The sequence below is a fragment of the Rhodospirillales bacterium genome, from assembly GCA_023898765.1.
Taxonomy (GTDB): Bacteria; Pseudomonadota; Alphaproteobacteria; order Micavibrionales; family Micavibrionaceae.
The window spans coordinates 1684183-1700354 of the sequence record CP060238.1; the positions used below are offsets into that span (position 1 = coordinate 1684183).

Consider the following 16172-nt stretch of genomic DNA (forward strand, 5'->3'; position numbering starts at 1 on the left):
GATAATTCCTGTCTTTCCCGCCAAAGCGGGAGCCTCTATGATCCGACTATGGATAAAAATAAGCCTTCCGCTCCCCAAAAGAAACCCCCGAAAAAGATTTCGGAGAGATATTTGTACAATGCGGGTCTGGCCTATTTGCAGCGTTTTCCGGCCTCCACGCACCACTTCAAAGCCGTCATGGCCCGAAAAATAGACCGCTCCTGCCGTTTTCACAAGGATCAGGCGCCCGAACCCTGCGCCGAAATGCTGGAAAAAACGGTCCTGAAATTTCAGGAACTCGGACTTCTGGACGATACCGCCTATCTGCGCGGCATGGTGACATCCCTGCGCAGGCGCGGACTTTCTTCCCGTGCGATTGCCGCCAGACTGCAACAAAAAGGCCTTGCCGCCACAGACATTGCAAACGCCGTGAGAACCTACGACATAGAAGAATATGACGGCCGGAACGGAGAGATGGAGGCTGCGCTTATCCTCGCCAGAAAAAAAGGAATCGGCCCCTTCCGCCGCAAGGAAAAAGAGCCGGACATCCAGAAGGAAATGGCCGCTCTCGCCCGCGCCGGATATTCTTACGATATTGTTCAAAAAATTGTCGGGACAGACGACGACGTTTAACTCGTTATATCTTCGGTCGGCTCTATATCTTCCGTCGGTTCCGAAACCTCTCCGTGCCGCGAAAATTCACCGGCCTCATTACCTTCCGTTTCCACAAAATACGTGGAGACGCGCTTGGCCGGAAAGACAAGGGTCGCCGTGGTTCCGATTCCCTTTTGCGAGAAGAGTTCCAACGTGCCCCCATGAAGACGGATCAGCGCATTGACGAGGGTCAGACCCAGCCCCGTCCCGGAATCGTTCCGGCTCATCTCCGTATTGACCTGCCCGAAAGGAGACAGGGCTTTTTTGATTTCACTTTCGTTCAATCCGACCCCTGTGTCCGTGACGGAAACGCGCAGATTGCCCGACGAATCTATATCGGTATCGACACTGATCCGCCCACCATCCGGTGTAAATTTCACGGCATTGGACAGCAGGTTAAGCAGCATTTGTTTGATGGCGTGCGTCTCGCCTATCACTTTCGGCGCATCGGGCCCGATCAGGTTATTGACGACCATGCCGCCTTCCTGGATTTTCGGATCCATAAGCTCCAGGGCAATCTTCACCGTTTTGTTCAGGTCGACGATCCCTTCATTCAGTTGCCGTTCGCCGGCCTCTATGCGCGACACATCGAGAATTTCATTGATGACATTCAGAAGCTTTTTCCCGCTGCTGTAAATGTCGCGGGCGTATTCCCAGTATTCCTTGCGTCCGACGGGGCCGAACGCTTCGTTTTTGATGATCTCGGAAAAACCGATAATCGCGTTGAGCGGGGTGCGGAGTTCGTGACTCATATTGGCCAGAAATTCGGATTTGGCACGGCTGGACAAATCGGATTCGACCTTGGCTTCCCGCAGGGCGATCTCGGCCTCTTTTCTTTTGGTGATATCCTCCATGCTTCCTTCGAAGTAGAGGAGGTTTCCTTCTTCGTCGAAAACGCTGCGCACATTCTCGTTGACCCAGATAATGTCTTCGTTTTTGCAGTAGACTCTGGCTTCCATGTTTCTCGTTTCCTGCGTTTTGGCCAGTTCGTTTAGAAACTTCGAACGCCCTTCCGCATCGACGTAAATATGCGTATTGGCGTTGCGGACGTCCCGCAGGATCTCTTCCGGCGCGTCGTATCCAAGGATACGCGCCATAGAGCGGTTCGCGCTCAGGAACTGCCCGTCCGGCGTTGTCTGGTAAATACCGCCGGCGGCGTTTTCAACGATTGTCCGGTATTTTTTCTCCGCCTCGCTTAAGGCGCGTTCGGCCCGGCGGCGCTCTTCGACATCCGTAAAGGTTCCGACGATGCGCAGGTTTTTATTTCCATCCTGACGCATCATGGACACGGCCATTTCAACGGCGCGAAAGGTTCCGTCGGACGTCCGAAGGCGCGTAAAGGCGCGGTAGGATTGCTTGTGCCCTTTGACAAGCTGTTCGAAGTTTTTCTGCTGCTCCGCCTGATCCTGCGGATAGAGCATATCGAAAAGGGTCCGGGACAGGGAGTTTTCAATGGAAAACCCTGTAACCTTTTTCCACGTTTCGTTCAAAAAGAGTATCTCTCCATCCACGGACGTTTCAAAAATAATATCGCTTACGGAATCGATCACGGCGCGGTTTTCCCGTTCGGATTTCTGGATCGCCTGGTTCAGTTTTTCCCGCTCGTTCACCTGCGTGTTCAGCTCGAAGTTTTTCTGGGCCAGTTCCTTGTTCATATTGGCCAGCCGCAGGGACTGTTTCTGGTTGTTCCGCACGTAAAGAGTCCCGATCAGGGTTAGCGTGCTTCCGAACAGGAGCATCAGGAAGGGAATTTTTTGCAAAAACGATTCCCGCTTGCTCATATCCAGGGAAACCGAAACATCGACTATCGATCCGCCCAGCGAAGACTGAAACGTTTTTTCGAATGCCGCTTTTTCATTTTTATTTGCGCCGACATTGGAAACTTTCAGCAAAAAATTTCCGGTTGTACGGTCGACGACAACCAGGCGGGACAAAGATTCATTCTTTTTCAGCCAGAGTTCGTCTATGGCCTGCTGCAGATCGAACAGGGCAATAACACCTCTTTTTTGACCATAAGGCTTCAAAAGCGCGGCCATCCGGCTCTCCACGCCGAAGGTTTCAGAAACAAGCGCCGTATTCTGCCTACCAAGACCGCTCATCAAGACGTCCCTGCCCTGCATTGATTCCTGTCTTCTTTCGAGAATTTCTTTGAGAATGGATTTCCTGCCGTCCACCTTATACCCGAGAAGCGTTTTCACTTCGTCGGCTTCCCCGTCTTCGGAAAACCGGACATCGTAAAACTGTTCGAAAATATCGACATTGGGAATGGATTGATAGACCGTCTCCAGCACATCTTCTTTGTCGCTCTCCTGTGCAAGGGACACAAAAGCCTCCGCCGTTGAAAAGCTTTCCCCTATATCGTCGAGATAATAGGCGATGCGCGTTCGAACATCTTCCGTCGAATTCACGAGGCTTTCATTGATAATCTCGCTGATAAAAACGCTTAAAGTCGCATAGGCCGTAACCGTCAAAATCAGGCCGTTCAAAAACACCATGAGCTGCGCCATGTTACTGGACAGCCATCCGGTATTCTTTATGGGCGGCGGCGGTTTCAGCCCCGGCCTGAAATTATCGTTTCCGATGATGCTCATATCGATTCGAGATTCGTTATTTTTTACCCCTCTTTACTCTGGGCGATTAAGGTTAACGAACTCTTAAAAAGCGGGTATTCCGGCTTTAACTTTTTCTAGACGGGAAGATATACCCCGACCTTCAGCCCCCCTCTGGAGGAGTCTTCCAGCCGGATTTGCCCGCCATGCGACAGGATAATGTCCTGCGCGATCGGCAGGCCCAGCCCGACCCCGCCGGTTTTCTGGTTTCGGGACCCTTCCCCGCGGAAAAAAGGCTTAAAAACGTCTCCACGCAAACCGGGCGCGATGCCGGGACCGTCATCCTCGATCAAAACTTCAATATGGTCGTCTTTACGCTGCGCGGACACCCAGCATTCCTTTGCGTATTTCCCGGCGTTTCCGATCAGGTTTGAAAAACAGCGCTCGAAAGCGACAGGACGCAGAACCAGAAACAGATCCTCCCCCTCTGCCAGATTTACCTTCGCGCCTTCGCGTTTGCTTGCGGCGACGACCCGCTCCAGAACATCGCGGATATTTGTACGTTCCGGCGCTTCGACGCCTTCCCCGCGCGCAAAATCAAGATAGGCGGAAATCATGCGCTCCATATCGGCGATATCGCCCTTGAGGTCCCGGACATCCTGCCCGTCCCCCAGCATTTCCAGTTGCAGCTTCATACGGGTTAGCGGCGTGCGCAGATCGTGGGAAACGCCGGCCAGCATGGCTGTGCGTTGCTGGATCTGCCGGTCGATCCGCTCGCGCATTTCCAGAAAAGCCCGCGCGGCCTGCCGGACTTCCTTGGCCCCTTCAATTTTAAAAAACGGCACGTCGCGCCCCTTCCCGAAGCGCTCTGCGGCAATGGCCAGCCTGCGGATCGGGCGGATCTGGTTGCGCATGAACAGGACGGAAATCGCCAGCAAAACCACCGACGTTCCGATCATCCAGAGCAAAAAGATATAAGCCGAAGAGGAAAACAGCCGCCGCTGCGGCGTGACCACCACCAGCACCCCGTTTTTAAGCTGGAGCGCGATTTCAACCCACTTTTCCGTGATATCAATGCGAATGTCGTACGGGCGGCGCACCTGGGCTTCGATGGCGCGCGAGAGGGTTTTCGCGACGACGGAGGCCCAGGATTCACGCGTCTGGTTCTGGGACTGGAGCTGCGCCCCTTCCTGAAAAGACACGCGGAAATCGAGTCCCTGTCCGAAATAACGGCCGATTTGGGAAATCGTTTCGGGATCGGATGTCTGCTCGATCTGGTCGGCAATAATTTCGATTTCTCCCGCCACGGCATAGGCCAGACGGTCCGTCATGCGCTCCCAGTGCCGGTCGAAAAAAATGTAGGTCGTAATCACCTGCGTCAGCAAAATCGGGGTCGCCAGAATAAGGAGCGAACGCCCGAAAAGCGTCCGCGGCAGCATTTTTTTGATAACGTTCCAACTCATCTAGACCACCTCCGCGCGCAAAAGATACCCTTTTCCGCGCACGGTCTGAAGATAGCGCGGGGCCTTGCTGTCTTCGCCCAGTTTCTTGCGCAGCCGCGTCACCTGTACGTCGATTGTGCGCTCTCCGGCGTCCATGCCGCACAGGGCCGCCAGTCTCTCCCGGCTTAAAATCTCGCCGGGCCGGCTCGCCAGCGCCTTTAGAAGCGTCGCTTCCACATCCGTCAGGCGGATATTTTCCTCCCCTCTGGCCAGTTCGTTTTGCCGGGGATCGAAAATCCACTCCCCCACCTTAACGGAACTTTCTTCCGTTTCGACTTTCGGGCGGCGGCGCAAAATGGCCTGAAGGCGCAAAACCAGTTCCTGCGGATCGAAAGGCTTGGTAAGGTAGTCATCCGCCCCCACCCCAAACCCGGCGACTTTATCCTCTGTTTCACCCAGCGCGGTAAGGAGAATAACCGGAATGTCGCTTGTCTGCCGCAGTTCTTCCGTCAGCGCCCGCCCGTCCTGTCCCGGCATCATGACGTCCAGCACCAGCGCGTCAAACACGGCCACCCTGAGCAGCTCTTTCGCGGCCTGCGCGTCCGCCGCCGAAAAAGCCAGAAATCCGTGCCCGCCCAGGTAACGGGAGACCAGTTTACGGATGCGCTCGTCGTCATCCACGACAAGAATATGAGGAAGCGCTTGATAATTTGTTGTCATAGCGGCATTTTAGGGGAGATGTAAGCGGTAAGGAAGGAAAAACCATGGCAGCAGGATCAGATTTCGGTGACCGGGACGGACTTATCTGGATGGACGGGAAGATTATTCCCTGGCGGGACGCCAGAATTCACATTCTGACCCACGGCCTGCATTACGCCTCTTCCGTCTTTGAGGGGGAGCGCGCCTACAACAACCGGATTTTCCGCATGCAGGACCATTCGGAGCGCCTCATCCGCTCGGCGGAGCTGATCGACATGCCCATGCCCATGAGCGCGGAACAAATCAACGAAGCCAAGATGGAAATTTTAAGCGCGAACAATCTCACGGATGCCTATATCCGCCCGATCGCCTGGCGCGGGAGCGAACAGCTCGGCATTTCGGCGCAGGCCACGAAAACGCACATGGCCATCGCCTGCTGGGAGTGGCCCAGCTATTTCTCGAAAGAACAGCGCGAAAGGGGAATCAATCTTCAGACGGCAAAATGGATGGCGCCGATGCCCGGCACAGCCGCCACCGCCAGCAAGACCGCGGGGATCTACGCCACGCACACCATGTCGAAACACGCCGCCGAAGCCAAGGGCTTTGATGACGCCCTGATGCTGGATTACCGCGGCTTTGTCGCCGAAGCCACGGGCGCCAACCTTTTCATGGTTAAAGACGGGGCGATCAAAACGCCCGCGCCGGATTGTTTCCTGAACGGCCTGACGCGCCAGACGGTTATCTCGCTGGCCAAAGAGCTGAAAATCCCTCTCGAAGAGACCCACATCAAACCCGAAGAGCTTCACGCGGCGGACGAAGTGTTCCTGACGGGAACCGCCGCCGAACTCACGGCGGTGGGGAAAATCGACGAGACGCAATACAAGGTCGGACCCGTAACCCGGCAGCTCCGCGATACCTACGAATCCCTCGTAAGATCCCAAAAGGCCGCTGCCGCTTAACCTTTTGAAACAAAACAGGAAAAACGGGTTTTTTTCCCGTTTTTGCAATTTTTTAATCTTTTCCCGTATAATTTAGGCACAATTACATAACGCGGGAAAATCGATGGGACTGGATAAACTGACAGAGCAGGATTTGGGCAAAACCTATCAGGGGCTTCAGGGCCTTCTTGAAGGGATGGATGCCAAAGATGTCAAGGTTCCCAACCTGCCCGCAGGTCCGCTGAAAGCGCTGATCGAAAATCAGGCCAAACAGTTGCAAACGCCCGGTGCGAAAGTCGGGCAGCAGGATCTGGCTTCCAGGTTTGGCAACTTTATGCGCCGCTTCACAGGCGAAGAAGACGCCGACCCCAGAACCGGCACGCGCGAGGCCGCCAGATCCGTTCTGGACAAAGGCATCAAAGGCGCCGGTCCGGATATGCTGGAGTTTCACGCGCTTTTGGCTGTTTATGGCGGCAACCCGGTCTTTGACGACACGATAAGCGCGGCGGAAAAAGCGGATGCGCAGCGCATCGCGGACGGGCTGGCCAAGGGACAGTCCATCAATTCTTTGCGCGGGGACTTTGCAAGCTCCGCGCGGGACGCCGCCGCCAAAGCTGCAGAAGCCAAACTGGCGGCCGTCACGCAATCGGAACTGGAAGTCAATGTGGATGCCGCGCTGGCGGCCAGAGGCCTCATCAGGCCGGACCAGATCGGGACATTGACGGAAATGCAGCGGGCGCAGAGCCTCAACGAGCTCATGGCCACGGACTCCGAATATATGCAGCAGGAAGGCGTTTTTGAGGAAGGCCGCATGCGTCTGGACCATGTACAGGACATGGCCTTTGGAGAAAAGGGCTGGCAGGTTCAAAGCGGCGCGCTTGACGTCGCCCGTGCCGGCGTGAACGGAATGCACATGGCGGAAGAAGTCCAGACATGGATGGAAAGCGGCGACGCCAACCAGATTAAAATGGCGCAGGCTGTTTTGGGGATACCTTCAACAGGCCGGATCGACCGCGCCACCCTTGATGCAGGGAATGATTATATCCGGGCCGGATACCAGACAGATTTTGAAGACCTGAACTTTGTTGAAAACGCCACGGGCTCTACCAACCCCACCATGGTTTTCAACGCCGCCAATGGCGGGCGTCTTTATGTTCCGGATGTCGGGACAGAACAAGGCGTCGCGGAGCTGAAAGCCGCGGGGCTGAGCGATGACCAGATCACGGCGATGAAATCCCTCCCCTCCGCGCAGGATGAAGGGGTGGACCCGGAGGCGCCGGGCGTTACGACACGCGAAGAATTTATGGCCAGGGAATATATGGGCGACCATGCCGTCTATACAAAAGTCATCGAAGCGCGCAACGAACATGCGGCGGCAAGAACGCTGGATGCGCAGGCATCTACGCTGAAAACGGAATTCGAAAATTCCGCCGAGAGCCTCTATCCCAGACTCAATGTGGATGTGTTGGCCGAGATGAAAGAGAACCCGCCGGAGCTAAGAGACATGGTCGCCGGAAAGTCCCGGATGCTCGATCACAGGGAGAGACTCGTGAATTTTCTGGAGCATCGCGGGGAAGACGGCCAGAAACACGCAGAGGCTATCCGCAATCTCGACGGGGAGGAACTTGTTGGCTACCTGAAACAAAACAGGATTGCCCTGCTGAACGTTCATGCCGAAACGGACCATTATATGGATGCGATACGCCGGGGACACACAGAATACAAAAACGCCGTGGTCATGACGACAGGCGAGCCGGACAAAATCGCGGCCATTGAAAGATCCATAAAAGCCGCAGGGGAACCGGAGCCCGCCATCGGCGACCCGAAAGAAATGATCGCCAAAAGCCAAAGCCCTGTAAAGGCTGCCGTTGACAACAGCGCGATTAAAGCGGCCCCTTCTGAATACAAACCCAAGAGTTTCGAGGAACAGCTGGCGAACATGAAGAAATATATTGCCAGCTCGATAGAAAATGAAATCGACCGCAGGGCAGCCGCTGCCGCCTCGGGCAAAGATGCCACCGTGACGCAGTCCGGCGCAAATTTCCAGGCCCCGGTCGCGGCAGACGAAGGAATTAAAGTAACAGAGGAACGCGGATTCTTTTCAAAATTCTTCAACCCTGTGGAAGCTGCGGAAGCCAAAGCCCCCGAAGCAGACAGGCCAGCCCCCCAAATCAACCGGGGCCCTACCATGGACCTTGGAATAGGCGGCGCTTAAAAGCTAGAGCATTGTACGTTTAAGTTGAATCCCTTTCACCGTCATCCCCGCGACGATGCGCAGCATCGCTTAAACGGCGGGGATCCAGGGATGTGCGCGGATTTGCCGCGCTCTTAAACGTTAAACCGTTAAATCGGACTTAAATAGCTGATTTAAATAGTATAAATAATTACACATTTGTTTTTATACCCGTTTCTGTACTCGGTTTTATATTTTCACCTATCCAAAATCACGAATAAATAAAATCATCAGTCCCGATACGATTACTTCCAAACACAACTCTGTAATCATCATCAAATTCATTTATATACGCTTCGGCTTGCTCTCGAAATGCAAAAATGCCTGCTAAATGCCAAGGGTCATCTCGCAGAACTCCCCATACGCGCAAACACCCATGATTATCAGCATCCAACGTTGGCAAAAAATGTTGCAGGTTTGATAATGGACGGAACCAAAACGAATAGCCGCATCACGTTTTCTGTCTATTGCACTTTTACGTTCCATATCAGTCGATCAACCCTTTAAAAAACAAATATACAAGGCCTCTACAACAGGTTGCCTTACATGCGCGGAATCAGGAAGTTGGTCAAAGTTTGATAGAGTTTGCTGGTGCTGTGACATTGAAAATCTCCTTTGCGTTGCCTCAATACGCATTAGGAAATCACATTCCGTGTCACTGATAACTGACGGCAAATACCCCTATTTGATTTCAGTAGGGAAAATAATCATTAGAAATGTCGCAATCGCGATAAAAGATAAGGGTTTGGTCAGATACATCACTGCCAATTTTTATGCCTTTAAGAAAGCCGAATATCGTTCTTTCGTCTGCCCCAAACTCTTTTTTACAAGCCTGAACAGCTTCCGTCTTACTCACGCCCTCTCTCATTTTTAATTCCACATAGCAGACACACCTTAATCTATTATGCTGGCGTTTTGTCTGCCTTACTCCACGTTGGGGTTTTAGATGAAAGGCATCGTCAGCACTTGCGCCATCACTTACTTTTATCAACCTTTCAAAAACCCAGTCTTTTAAAAAATCCGGTGCTTGCCCATTCTGTTCAGAAACCACATAAAGAGAAAGTAAGACCCTTGCATAAAGCGGCGATTCAGCCTCCTTTCTTTCTATTGACTGAATATATTCAAGGGCAAACTCATTTATATCGGTATTGATTGATATTGATTTGGAATACTCCTCACGAAACAATTCATAACCGACTTCTCCTCCATGAGAGCGTATAAAAGAGTCTGATTTTTCAATAATTTCGTTAATAAATGCCGCTTCCGCACTCATTTCAGCTTCCTACTTTCTGAAATTGGCAACAACAACTTTATCGCTTTCGCCATTGGCAAGAGTGTCGAGAAGATTTGCCCATTGTTGCATCATAATTTTACGATCCTCCAAGTGATCGGCATGGTTATAAGTTCGGCGCACCGCATTAGGCTCTGAATGAGCAAGTTGACGCTCAATCCAATCAGCATGGAACCCCATTTCATTAAGGTGAGTGCTTCCTGTGGTGCGCGTAGCATGAGGGCTATAACGACCAGACCAACCCATGTTTTTTAGCGCCTGGCGGAAGGTATTGTCCGTCATGGGTTCATCACGCTTATCCCTGTGAGGAAAAACGTGAGGTCGATGGCCTGTAAATTTTTTCATGCTTTCAAGTATCTCTACAGCCTGTTTAGGCAAAGGCACTGTATGTTGCTTACGCTTTTTCATTAGATCAGCAGGACGGTGCCAAACAGCTTTTTCAAAATCTATTTGATCCCAACGCATACCCACGATCTCTTTCGGACGAGCCAGAGTCAGCCACATGAGTTTGAAAGCAGAAACCACCTGAAAATTCCGCTCATATCCTGCAAGATCACGTAAAAATTCACCAATTTCCTCTTTCTCCAAAGGACGTTTGTGCTGTGTCTTATTAGGGGGCAAGGCCTTACGGACTGGATAAACAGGGTCTACCTCAACCATCAAATTTGAAATAGCAAACTCAAAAATCGACGACATAGTACGCTTAGCCTCATCTTTCACAGATGGGCCGTTATTATCTGCCGCTTTTTGTAGAATATCGAGAATGTGGCGCGAAGTGACCTGACGGATGGGAAGTTTTCCTATATGCGGATAGACAACCCGTTTCAGCATATCGCGCCGACGTTTTTTGGTGATTTCTTCCCAATCCCGCAAATCAACCCACTTGTCAGCCACCACTTCAAAAGTATTGGAAAATTCTTGTTCCCGCTTAATCCTATCTAATTGGCGATTATGCGCCGGATTTATACCTTGCTTAACAAGCGATCTGGCTTTATCGCGCTCCTTACGGGCTTCGGCCAACGTAAAGCGCCTATCATTTCTACGTGTTTCAGCTTCTTCTTCATTCTCTTTACCAGAAACGTAAGCATACTCACCGATAGCGAACATGCTTTCTTTACGCTTACCCTCGTGGACAAGTTCAAAGCGATAACGCCACGCCTTCACACCATTAGGCTTAACTTCAAGATAAAGCCCTTTGGCATCCTTTATTCTATACAGCTTCTTTTTCGGCTTCGCACCACGACACGCACTATCAGTAAGCATCTTGCCTCACACATTTATACACGGTTTAAAATGGCCGTGTTTTTGAACCATACCCGATACTGTACACGGTTTTATATGAGATGGCAAGAAATGTAATGATGTGCTAAGAGAGAATAAAATCTTTAAATATCATGCAATTAAGCAATATATGAGATGACTTGAAATTACACGAAATTAACGATTTGGTCTAAACGTTAAACCGGAACAGGATAAGGTCGCCGTCATGCACGACGTAGTCCTTGCCTTCCTGCCGCATTTTTCCGGCATCCTTGGCGGCCTGTTCGCCGCCCAGGGCGGTGTAATCCTCGAAAGAGATCACTTCGGCCTTGATGAAGCCCTTTTCAAAATCCGTGTGGATTTCACCGGCGGCTTCGGGCGCCTTGGCTCCGATGCGCACCGTCCAGGCCCGCGCTTCTTTCGGCCCCACCGTGAAATAGGTGTGCAGCCCCAGCAGCGCGTAACCGGCGCGGATAATCTTGTTCAACCCCGGCTCTGTCAGGCCGAGGCTTTCCAGAAATTCGGCCTTGTCTTCGGCGTTATCGAGCTGCGCAATCTCCGATTCAATCGCCGCGCAAATCGTCACGGCCTCGGACCCTTGCGCCGCCGCCATCTCTTCCACTTTTTTCGTCCAGTCGTTCCCCGCCGCCGCATCGTTTTCATTTACGTTGCAAACATAAAGGACCGGCTTTGCCGTCATAAGATGCAGCGAATGCATCCAGCGTTTTTCGTCCTCGTTCGAAGGCGTCACCGTGCGGGCGGATTTCCCTTCCTCCAAAGCTTTAAGGACCGTCTGCATAAAGGCATATTGCGCCTTGATCTCCGCGTCGTTGGATTTTGTCTTGCGCACGATGGCGTCGCACTGTTTTTGCAGGGACTCCAGGTCCGCCAGCATCAGTTCCGTTTCGATCACCTCCGCATCGCGCAAAGGGTCGATGGAGCCTTCCACATGGGTAATGTCCTGATTTTCAAAACAGCGCAGGACATGAATGATCGCATCCGTTTCTCGGATATTGGACAAAAACTGGTTGCCCAGCCCTTCCCCTTTGCTGGCGCCTTTGACCAGTCCGGCGATATCGACAAACTCAAGCTGGGTGGGAACGATTTTCGCCGACTTCCCTATTTTGGCGATCCGGTCCAGCCGCGCGTCCGGCACGGCGACCTTGCCCACGTTGGGCTCGATCGTACAAAAGGGAAAATTCTCCGCCTGCGCGGCGGCCGTCGCCGTGAGCGCGTTAAACAAGGTGGATTTTCCGACATTCGGCAACCCCACAATTCCGCAGTTAAATCCCATTCATCTCCTCCGCCACATTCGTCATGAAGTCTGATTTATTGTCTTCCACCAACAAAGGCGCGTGCTTTGCCACGGCCTCTATCCACGCGGGCAGCCATTTTTGTTCTTCCTTTGAAAAATCGCTTAAGACATATCCCGTGACGCGGTTTCTATCGCCCGGATGCCCGATCCCCATGCGCACGCGCCAGTAATTTTGCGTGCCAAGATGCGCGTCGATAGACTTCAATCCGTTATGGCCGCCGCTGCCGCCGCCCTGCTTGACCTTTATCTTCCCGGGAACCAGATCAAGGTCGTCGTGAAACACGACAATCTGCCCCGGTGAAATTTTATAAAACCGGGCCACTTTCCCGACGCAGACGCCGGACTCGTTCATATAGGTCTGGGGTTTGAGAAGCGCTACTTTTTTGCCGCCCAGACGCCCCTCGCTGAGCAGGCCGTCAAATTTGGATTTAAAAGGCGTAAAAGAAGGCTCCCGGGCGATTTCATCCACCGTCATAAAACCGATATTGTGCCGGTTTTTGGCATATTTGTCTTCGGGATTTCCAAGCCCTACGAAAAGCCACATATCGGAATTTTTCTTTTGTAGAAATGAAAACATTTAACCACCAAGCCCACCAAGAACGCCAAGAAATAATATACGCTTGGTGACCTTGGTGTCCTTGGTGGTTAATAAAAAACAGCTAGTCCTTTTTGTCTTCTTTGTCTTCGGCTTTTTCTTCGCCTTCGGCCTTGGCTTCACCTTCGGCAGCTTCCCCTTCGGCGGCTTCTTCCGTCGGCTCTTCTTCAATCAGAAGGCGCGGCGCGGCAATAGTGGCCAGTGTGAAGTCGCGGTCCTGAATGGCCGGCACTGCCCCTTCCGGCATCGTAGCGGCACTAATATTGATAGAATCGCCGATTGCAAAGGGAGTCATATCCACCTCAATTTCAGACGGAATGTTCGTGGCCTGAGAAACCAGATCGACCGTATGGCGCACGACGTTCAAAATGCCTTTTTCTTTCAGGCCCTTGCAGTCTTCCTGATGGATGAAGCTCACAGGCACCGCCACTGTAATCTTTGTTTTAGGCGTTACCCGCAAAAAATCGGCATGCAGGACCTGGTCCGTAACAGGGTGCACCTGAACGTCCCGCGCCAGAACAAGATTTTTTTCACCTTCCAGATCCAGTTCGCACAGGGTCGTGAACATGTGCCCCTTGTTATACTCCAGATTGGATTCCTTGGCGGGGAGAGAAATGGAGACGGGTTCTTTTTTATCGCCGTAAATCACGGCGGGAATTCTGTTTTCACGGCGTAGTGCGCGGGCGATCCCCTTACCTGTCCCCTCACGTTTTGCCGCAGACAGTGCGTAGTGCTTTGTCATCGGTTTTTTCCTTCTTTTTTGTTTCGGTTTTAAAATAACGGCCGCACCTCCAGGGGGATGAACGGCCCTTTTCGCGCACCTAAAGAGCAGAAATACGGCAAAATTTCAAGAAAATACTGATTTGAAAGCCTAGAGGTGCAAATTTTTCAGTTCCTGGACGACAACAGCTCTGATGTTTTCAGGCAATCTTGGTTGCTCCACCCCTTGCACATCAAGTTCCTTCGCATGCCACCCCTGCACTTCGTGCCATACCTTGTTAAAAGTTTCAGTGACAGGCAAACCACCTGTTTTTCTCTCCAGTTCGCTAATTGATAATTCACCTGAATCAATGGATAACCGGGTAAGATTCAACAGGTCTTTCTCATCGATCTCTTGTCCCTTTCCCACCGAACACCGAAAATCCACAATTAGACTATAATATTCCCGCTCTCTCTTTTTTATTAAACGCATAACATAAACCTCTCGCCGCCAAATATGAGGCCCGAAAATACCAAAGCAAAAAGTTATGTCAACAGTTGTTAGTATTTAAACAAAGCGGAGATCGAGCGTTCCTCGGCGATGCGGAGCATGGCCTCCCCCATCAGCGGCGCGACGGTCAGTTGCTCGATCTTGGGAGACGCCCGCACCGCGTCCGTGGCCAGAATTGTGTCTGTAATCACCAGTTTCTCCATGGGCGATTCGGCGACGCGCGCCACAGCCCCGCCGGAAAGGACCCCATGCACGATATAGGCGCAAACGGAAGCGGCGCCCCGCTCTGTAAGCACTTTGGCCGCGTTGCACAGCGTTCCGGCCGAATCCGCGATATCGTCCACAAGGACGCAATGCTTTCCCTGAATCGCGCCGATAATGTTCATCACCTCCGACACGCCCGCTTTTTCGCGGCGCTTGTCAATGATGGCCAGATCGGCGTGCAGCCGTTTGGCCACGGCCCGCGCGCGCACCACGCCCCCCACATCCGGCGATACGATCACCGTCTCGTCTCCGTTAAAATGCTTCATCATATGCGGGATCATAACGGGGGAAGAATGCAGGTTGTCGGTCGGTATATCGAAAAAGCCCTGAATCTGGCCGGCATGCAGCTCCATCGTCAACACGCGGTCCGCGCCGGCGGCCGTAATCAGATTGGCGACCAGCTTGGCCGTGATCGGCGTGCGGCCTCCGGTTTTCCGGTCCTGTCTGGCATAGCCGTAATAAGGGATCACAGCCGTAATCCGGCGCGCCGAACCGCGTTTGAGCGCATCGATGGTAATCAAAAGCTCCATCAGCGTATCGTTGGCCGGGTAGGAGGTCGGCTGGACGACAAAAACGTCTTCGCCGCGCACGTTTTCCTTGATCTCGACAAACGCTTCCATGTCTGAAAAACGGCGGATACTGGCTTCGGTCAGGGGAACTTTCAAATGCGCCGAAATAGCCTCGGACAGCGGGCGGTTCGAATTTCCAGAGATAATTTTCATTTGTCTCTCATCCGGTTATGGAACGGTTATGTGAGCTTGCGGCGACTATAGGAAAATATGCGCAGAAAGCAACAGGGAAAAGCTATGTTTCCCCGTATTTTTATGGTGCGGGGGGAGAGAAAAGCGGTGACATCTGTCCCTTTTGCGCCTGAATATGATTTCCCGGCGAGACAACTTCAACGCCGTCTTCGCCCAAAATACTGATATGAGCGGCCAACTCTCCGTATTTTTCAGCCTCCGTGACGGGAATAACCAGCGCCCCGTTCTCCGGCAGAACAATAACCGGATTCACGCCGCCTTTCTCGAAATAGGCGGTTGCAAAAGCCCTTTTCCCGCCCATGTTTTCAGGGTCCGCATGCACAACAAACTGACTTTGAATCAGGCCCATCCCTTCCAGTTCTGGAAGCTCCCGCCCATCATAAGGCTGCTCCACCGTTGTCGCTGTCGCCTCCGGAGAGATCAGATGAACTGCGGCGCTCGCGCCGGCAACCGGCATGCCCTCCAGAGCCCGCTCTTTAATCTCGTTAAACAGGCCGCTGGCTTGCAGATTTTCCGTTAGATCAACGATACTGCCGCCGCCAATATAAATTCCGCCAAAGGCTCCGTTATACAAAGCCCTGACAGGATCGTTCAAACGATGGGCGGAAACGCAATCAATACCGATCCCTTTAAAAAAGGCTTCATTATCCGCCGCATATGCTTCTGTTGCTGAAGCCATAATATCCGCGCTGACCTCCTTATCGGCCAGAACCCTTGCCAGGGACGCTCCGGCCATGGCCACGGCATCGCCAACGCCGCAATCTTCAAGCTCTTTTGCCAAAGCTTTCAGGCGATAGCTTTTTGGCACCGCGTCAGGGATAATCAGAATAGTTCCCGCATCATGGAAATGGGCTTTCAGCCACTCTTGGGCATGCGCAAGATAGGGTGATTTGGACGCGCTGATCGCAAGAAAACTCATAAGAAATACCTTATTACCGCAAAAAACAACGTAAAAGGTAACATAAAATAATTATGTAAACAA

Annotated in this window: 14 protein-coding genes; 3 read left to right on the forward strand and 11 right to left on the reverse strand. The window is 52.4% G+C overall.

All coding sequences use genetic code 11. The features are described from left to right. Positions 1–48 precede the first annotated feature (48 nt). Positions 49–612 (forward strand): regulatory protein RecX, encoded by a 564-nt coding sequence (locus tag H6853_08270; GenBank protein ID USO03505.1) that lies wholly within the window; start codon positions 49–51, stop codon positions 610–612. Here the strand turns inward: H6853_08270 and H6853_08275 are convergent. From H6853_08275 to H6853_08285, 3 genes are all read right to left on the reverse strand, one after another. Continuing rightward, positions 609–3224, reverse strand: a complete 2616-nt coding sequence (locus H6853_08275) for a PAS domain-containing sensor histidine kinase (protein ID USO03506.1) — start codon at positions 3222–3224, stop codon at positions 609–611. The genes H6853_08270 and H6853_08275 overlap by 4 nt on opposite strands. 95 nt (positions 3225–3319) lie before the next feature. After that, on the reverse strand, positions 3320–4645 hold the full coding sequence (locus H6853_08280; GenBank protein USO03507.1) for a HAMP domain-containing protein: 1326 nt from the start codon (positions 4643–4645) through the stop codon (positions 3320–3322). Next, positions 4646–5344, reverse strand: a complete 699-nt coding sequence (locus H6853_08285; GenBank protein ID USO03508.1) for a response regulator transcription factor — start codon at positions 5342–5344, stop codon at positions 4646–4648. It lies immediately after the preceding gene. Positions 5345–5388: 44 nt separating this feature from the next. Here H6853_08285 and H6853_08290 point away from each other — a divergent pair, with 44 nt between their 5' ends. Both H6853_08290 and H6853_08295 read left to right on the forward strand, forming a co-directional pair. After that, positions 5389–6282 carry a branched-chain amino acid aminotransferase gene (locus tag H6853_08290; protein USO03509.1) on the forward strand — a complete coding sequence of 298 codons (894 nt, stop codon included), beginning with the start codon at positions 5389–5391 and terminating at the stop codon, positions 6280–6282. A 103-nt stretch (positions 6283–6385) separates the two neighbouring features. Further along, positions 6386–8476 (forward strand): hypothetical protein, encoded by a 2091-nt coding sequence (locus tag H6853_08295; protein ID USO03510.1) that lies wholly within the window; start codon positions 6386–6388, stop codon positions 8474–8476. Positions 8477–9185: 709 nt separating this feature from the next. Here the strand turns inward: H6853_08295 and H6853_08300 are convergent. From H6853_08300 to H6853_08335, 8 genes are all read right to left on the reverse strand, one after another. Beyond that, the gene (locus tag H6853_08300) at positions 9186–9767 is read right to left on the reverse strand and encodes a hypothetical protein (GenBank protein ID USO03511.1); all 582 of its coding nucleotides are present in this window, start codon (positions 9765–9767) and stop codon (positions 9186–9188) included. A 9-nt stretch (positions 9768–9776) separates the two neighbouring features. Continuing rightward, positions 9777–11048 (reverse strand): tyrosine-type recombinase/integrase, encoded by a 1272-nt coding sequence (locus tag H6853_08305; GenBank protein USO03512.1) that lies wholly within the window; start codon positions 11046–11048, stop codon positions 9777–9779. A 187-nt stretch (positions 11049–11235) separates the two neighbouring features. Then, positions 11236–12339 carry a redox-regulated ATPase YchF gene (gene ychF, locus H6853_08310; protein ID USO03513.1) on the reverse strand — a complete coding sequence of 368 codons (1104 nt, stop codon included), beginning with the start codon at positions 12337–12339 and terminating at the stop codon, positions 11236–11238. Continuing rightward, entirely contained in the window at positions 12329–12904 is a 576-nt protein-coding gene (locus tag H6853_08315; GenBank protein USO03514.1) for an aminoacyl-tRNA hydrolase, read from the reverse strand. Before H6853_08315 ends, ychF begins: the two co-directional genes overlap by 11 nt. Positions 12905–13019: 115 nt before the next feature. After that, positions 13020–13697 carry a 50S ribosomal protein L25/general stress protein Ctc gene (locus H6853_08320; GenBank protein ID USO03515.1) on the reverse strand — a complete coding sequence of 226 codons (678 nt, stop codon included), beginning with the start codon at positions 13695–13697 and terminating at the stop codon, positions 13020–13022. Positions 13698–13826: 129 nt separating this feature from the next. After that, positions 13827–14147 (reverse strand): hypothetical protein, encoded by a 321-nt coding sequence (locus H6853_08325; GenBank protein USO03516.1) that lies wholly within the window; start codon positions 14145–14147, stop codon positions 13827–13829. 68 nt (positions 14148–14215) lie between these two features. Next, on the reverse strand, positions 14216–15151 hold the full coding sequence (locus tag H6853_08330) for a ribose-phosphate pyrophosphokinase (GenBank protein ID USO03517.1): 936 nt from the start codon (positions 15149–15151) through the stop codon (positions 14216–14218). 100 nt (positions 15152–15251) lie between these two features. Continuing rightward, on the reverse strand, positions 15252–16109 hold the full coding sequence (locus tag H6853_08335; protein ID USO03518.1) for a Type 1 glutamine amidotransferase-like domain-containing protein: 858 nt from the start codon (positions 16107–16109) through the stop codon (positions 15252–15254). Between the last annotated feature and the right edge of the window lie 63 nt (positions 16110–16172).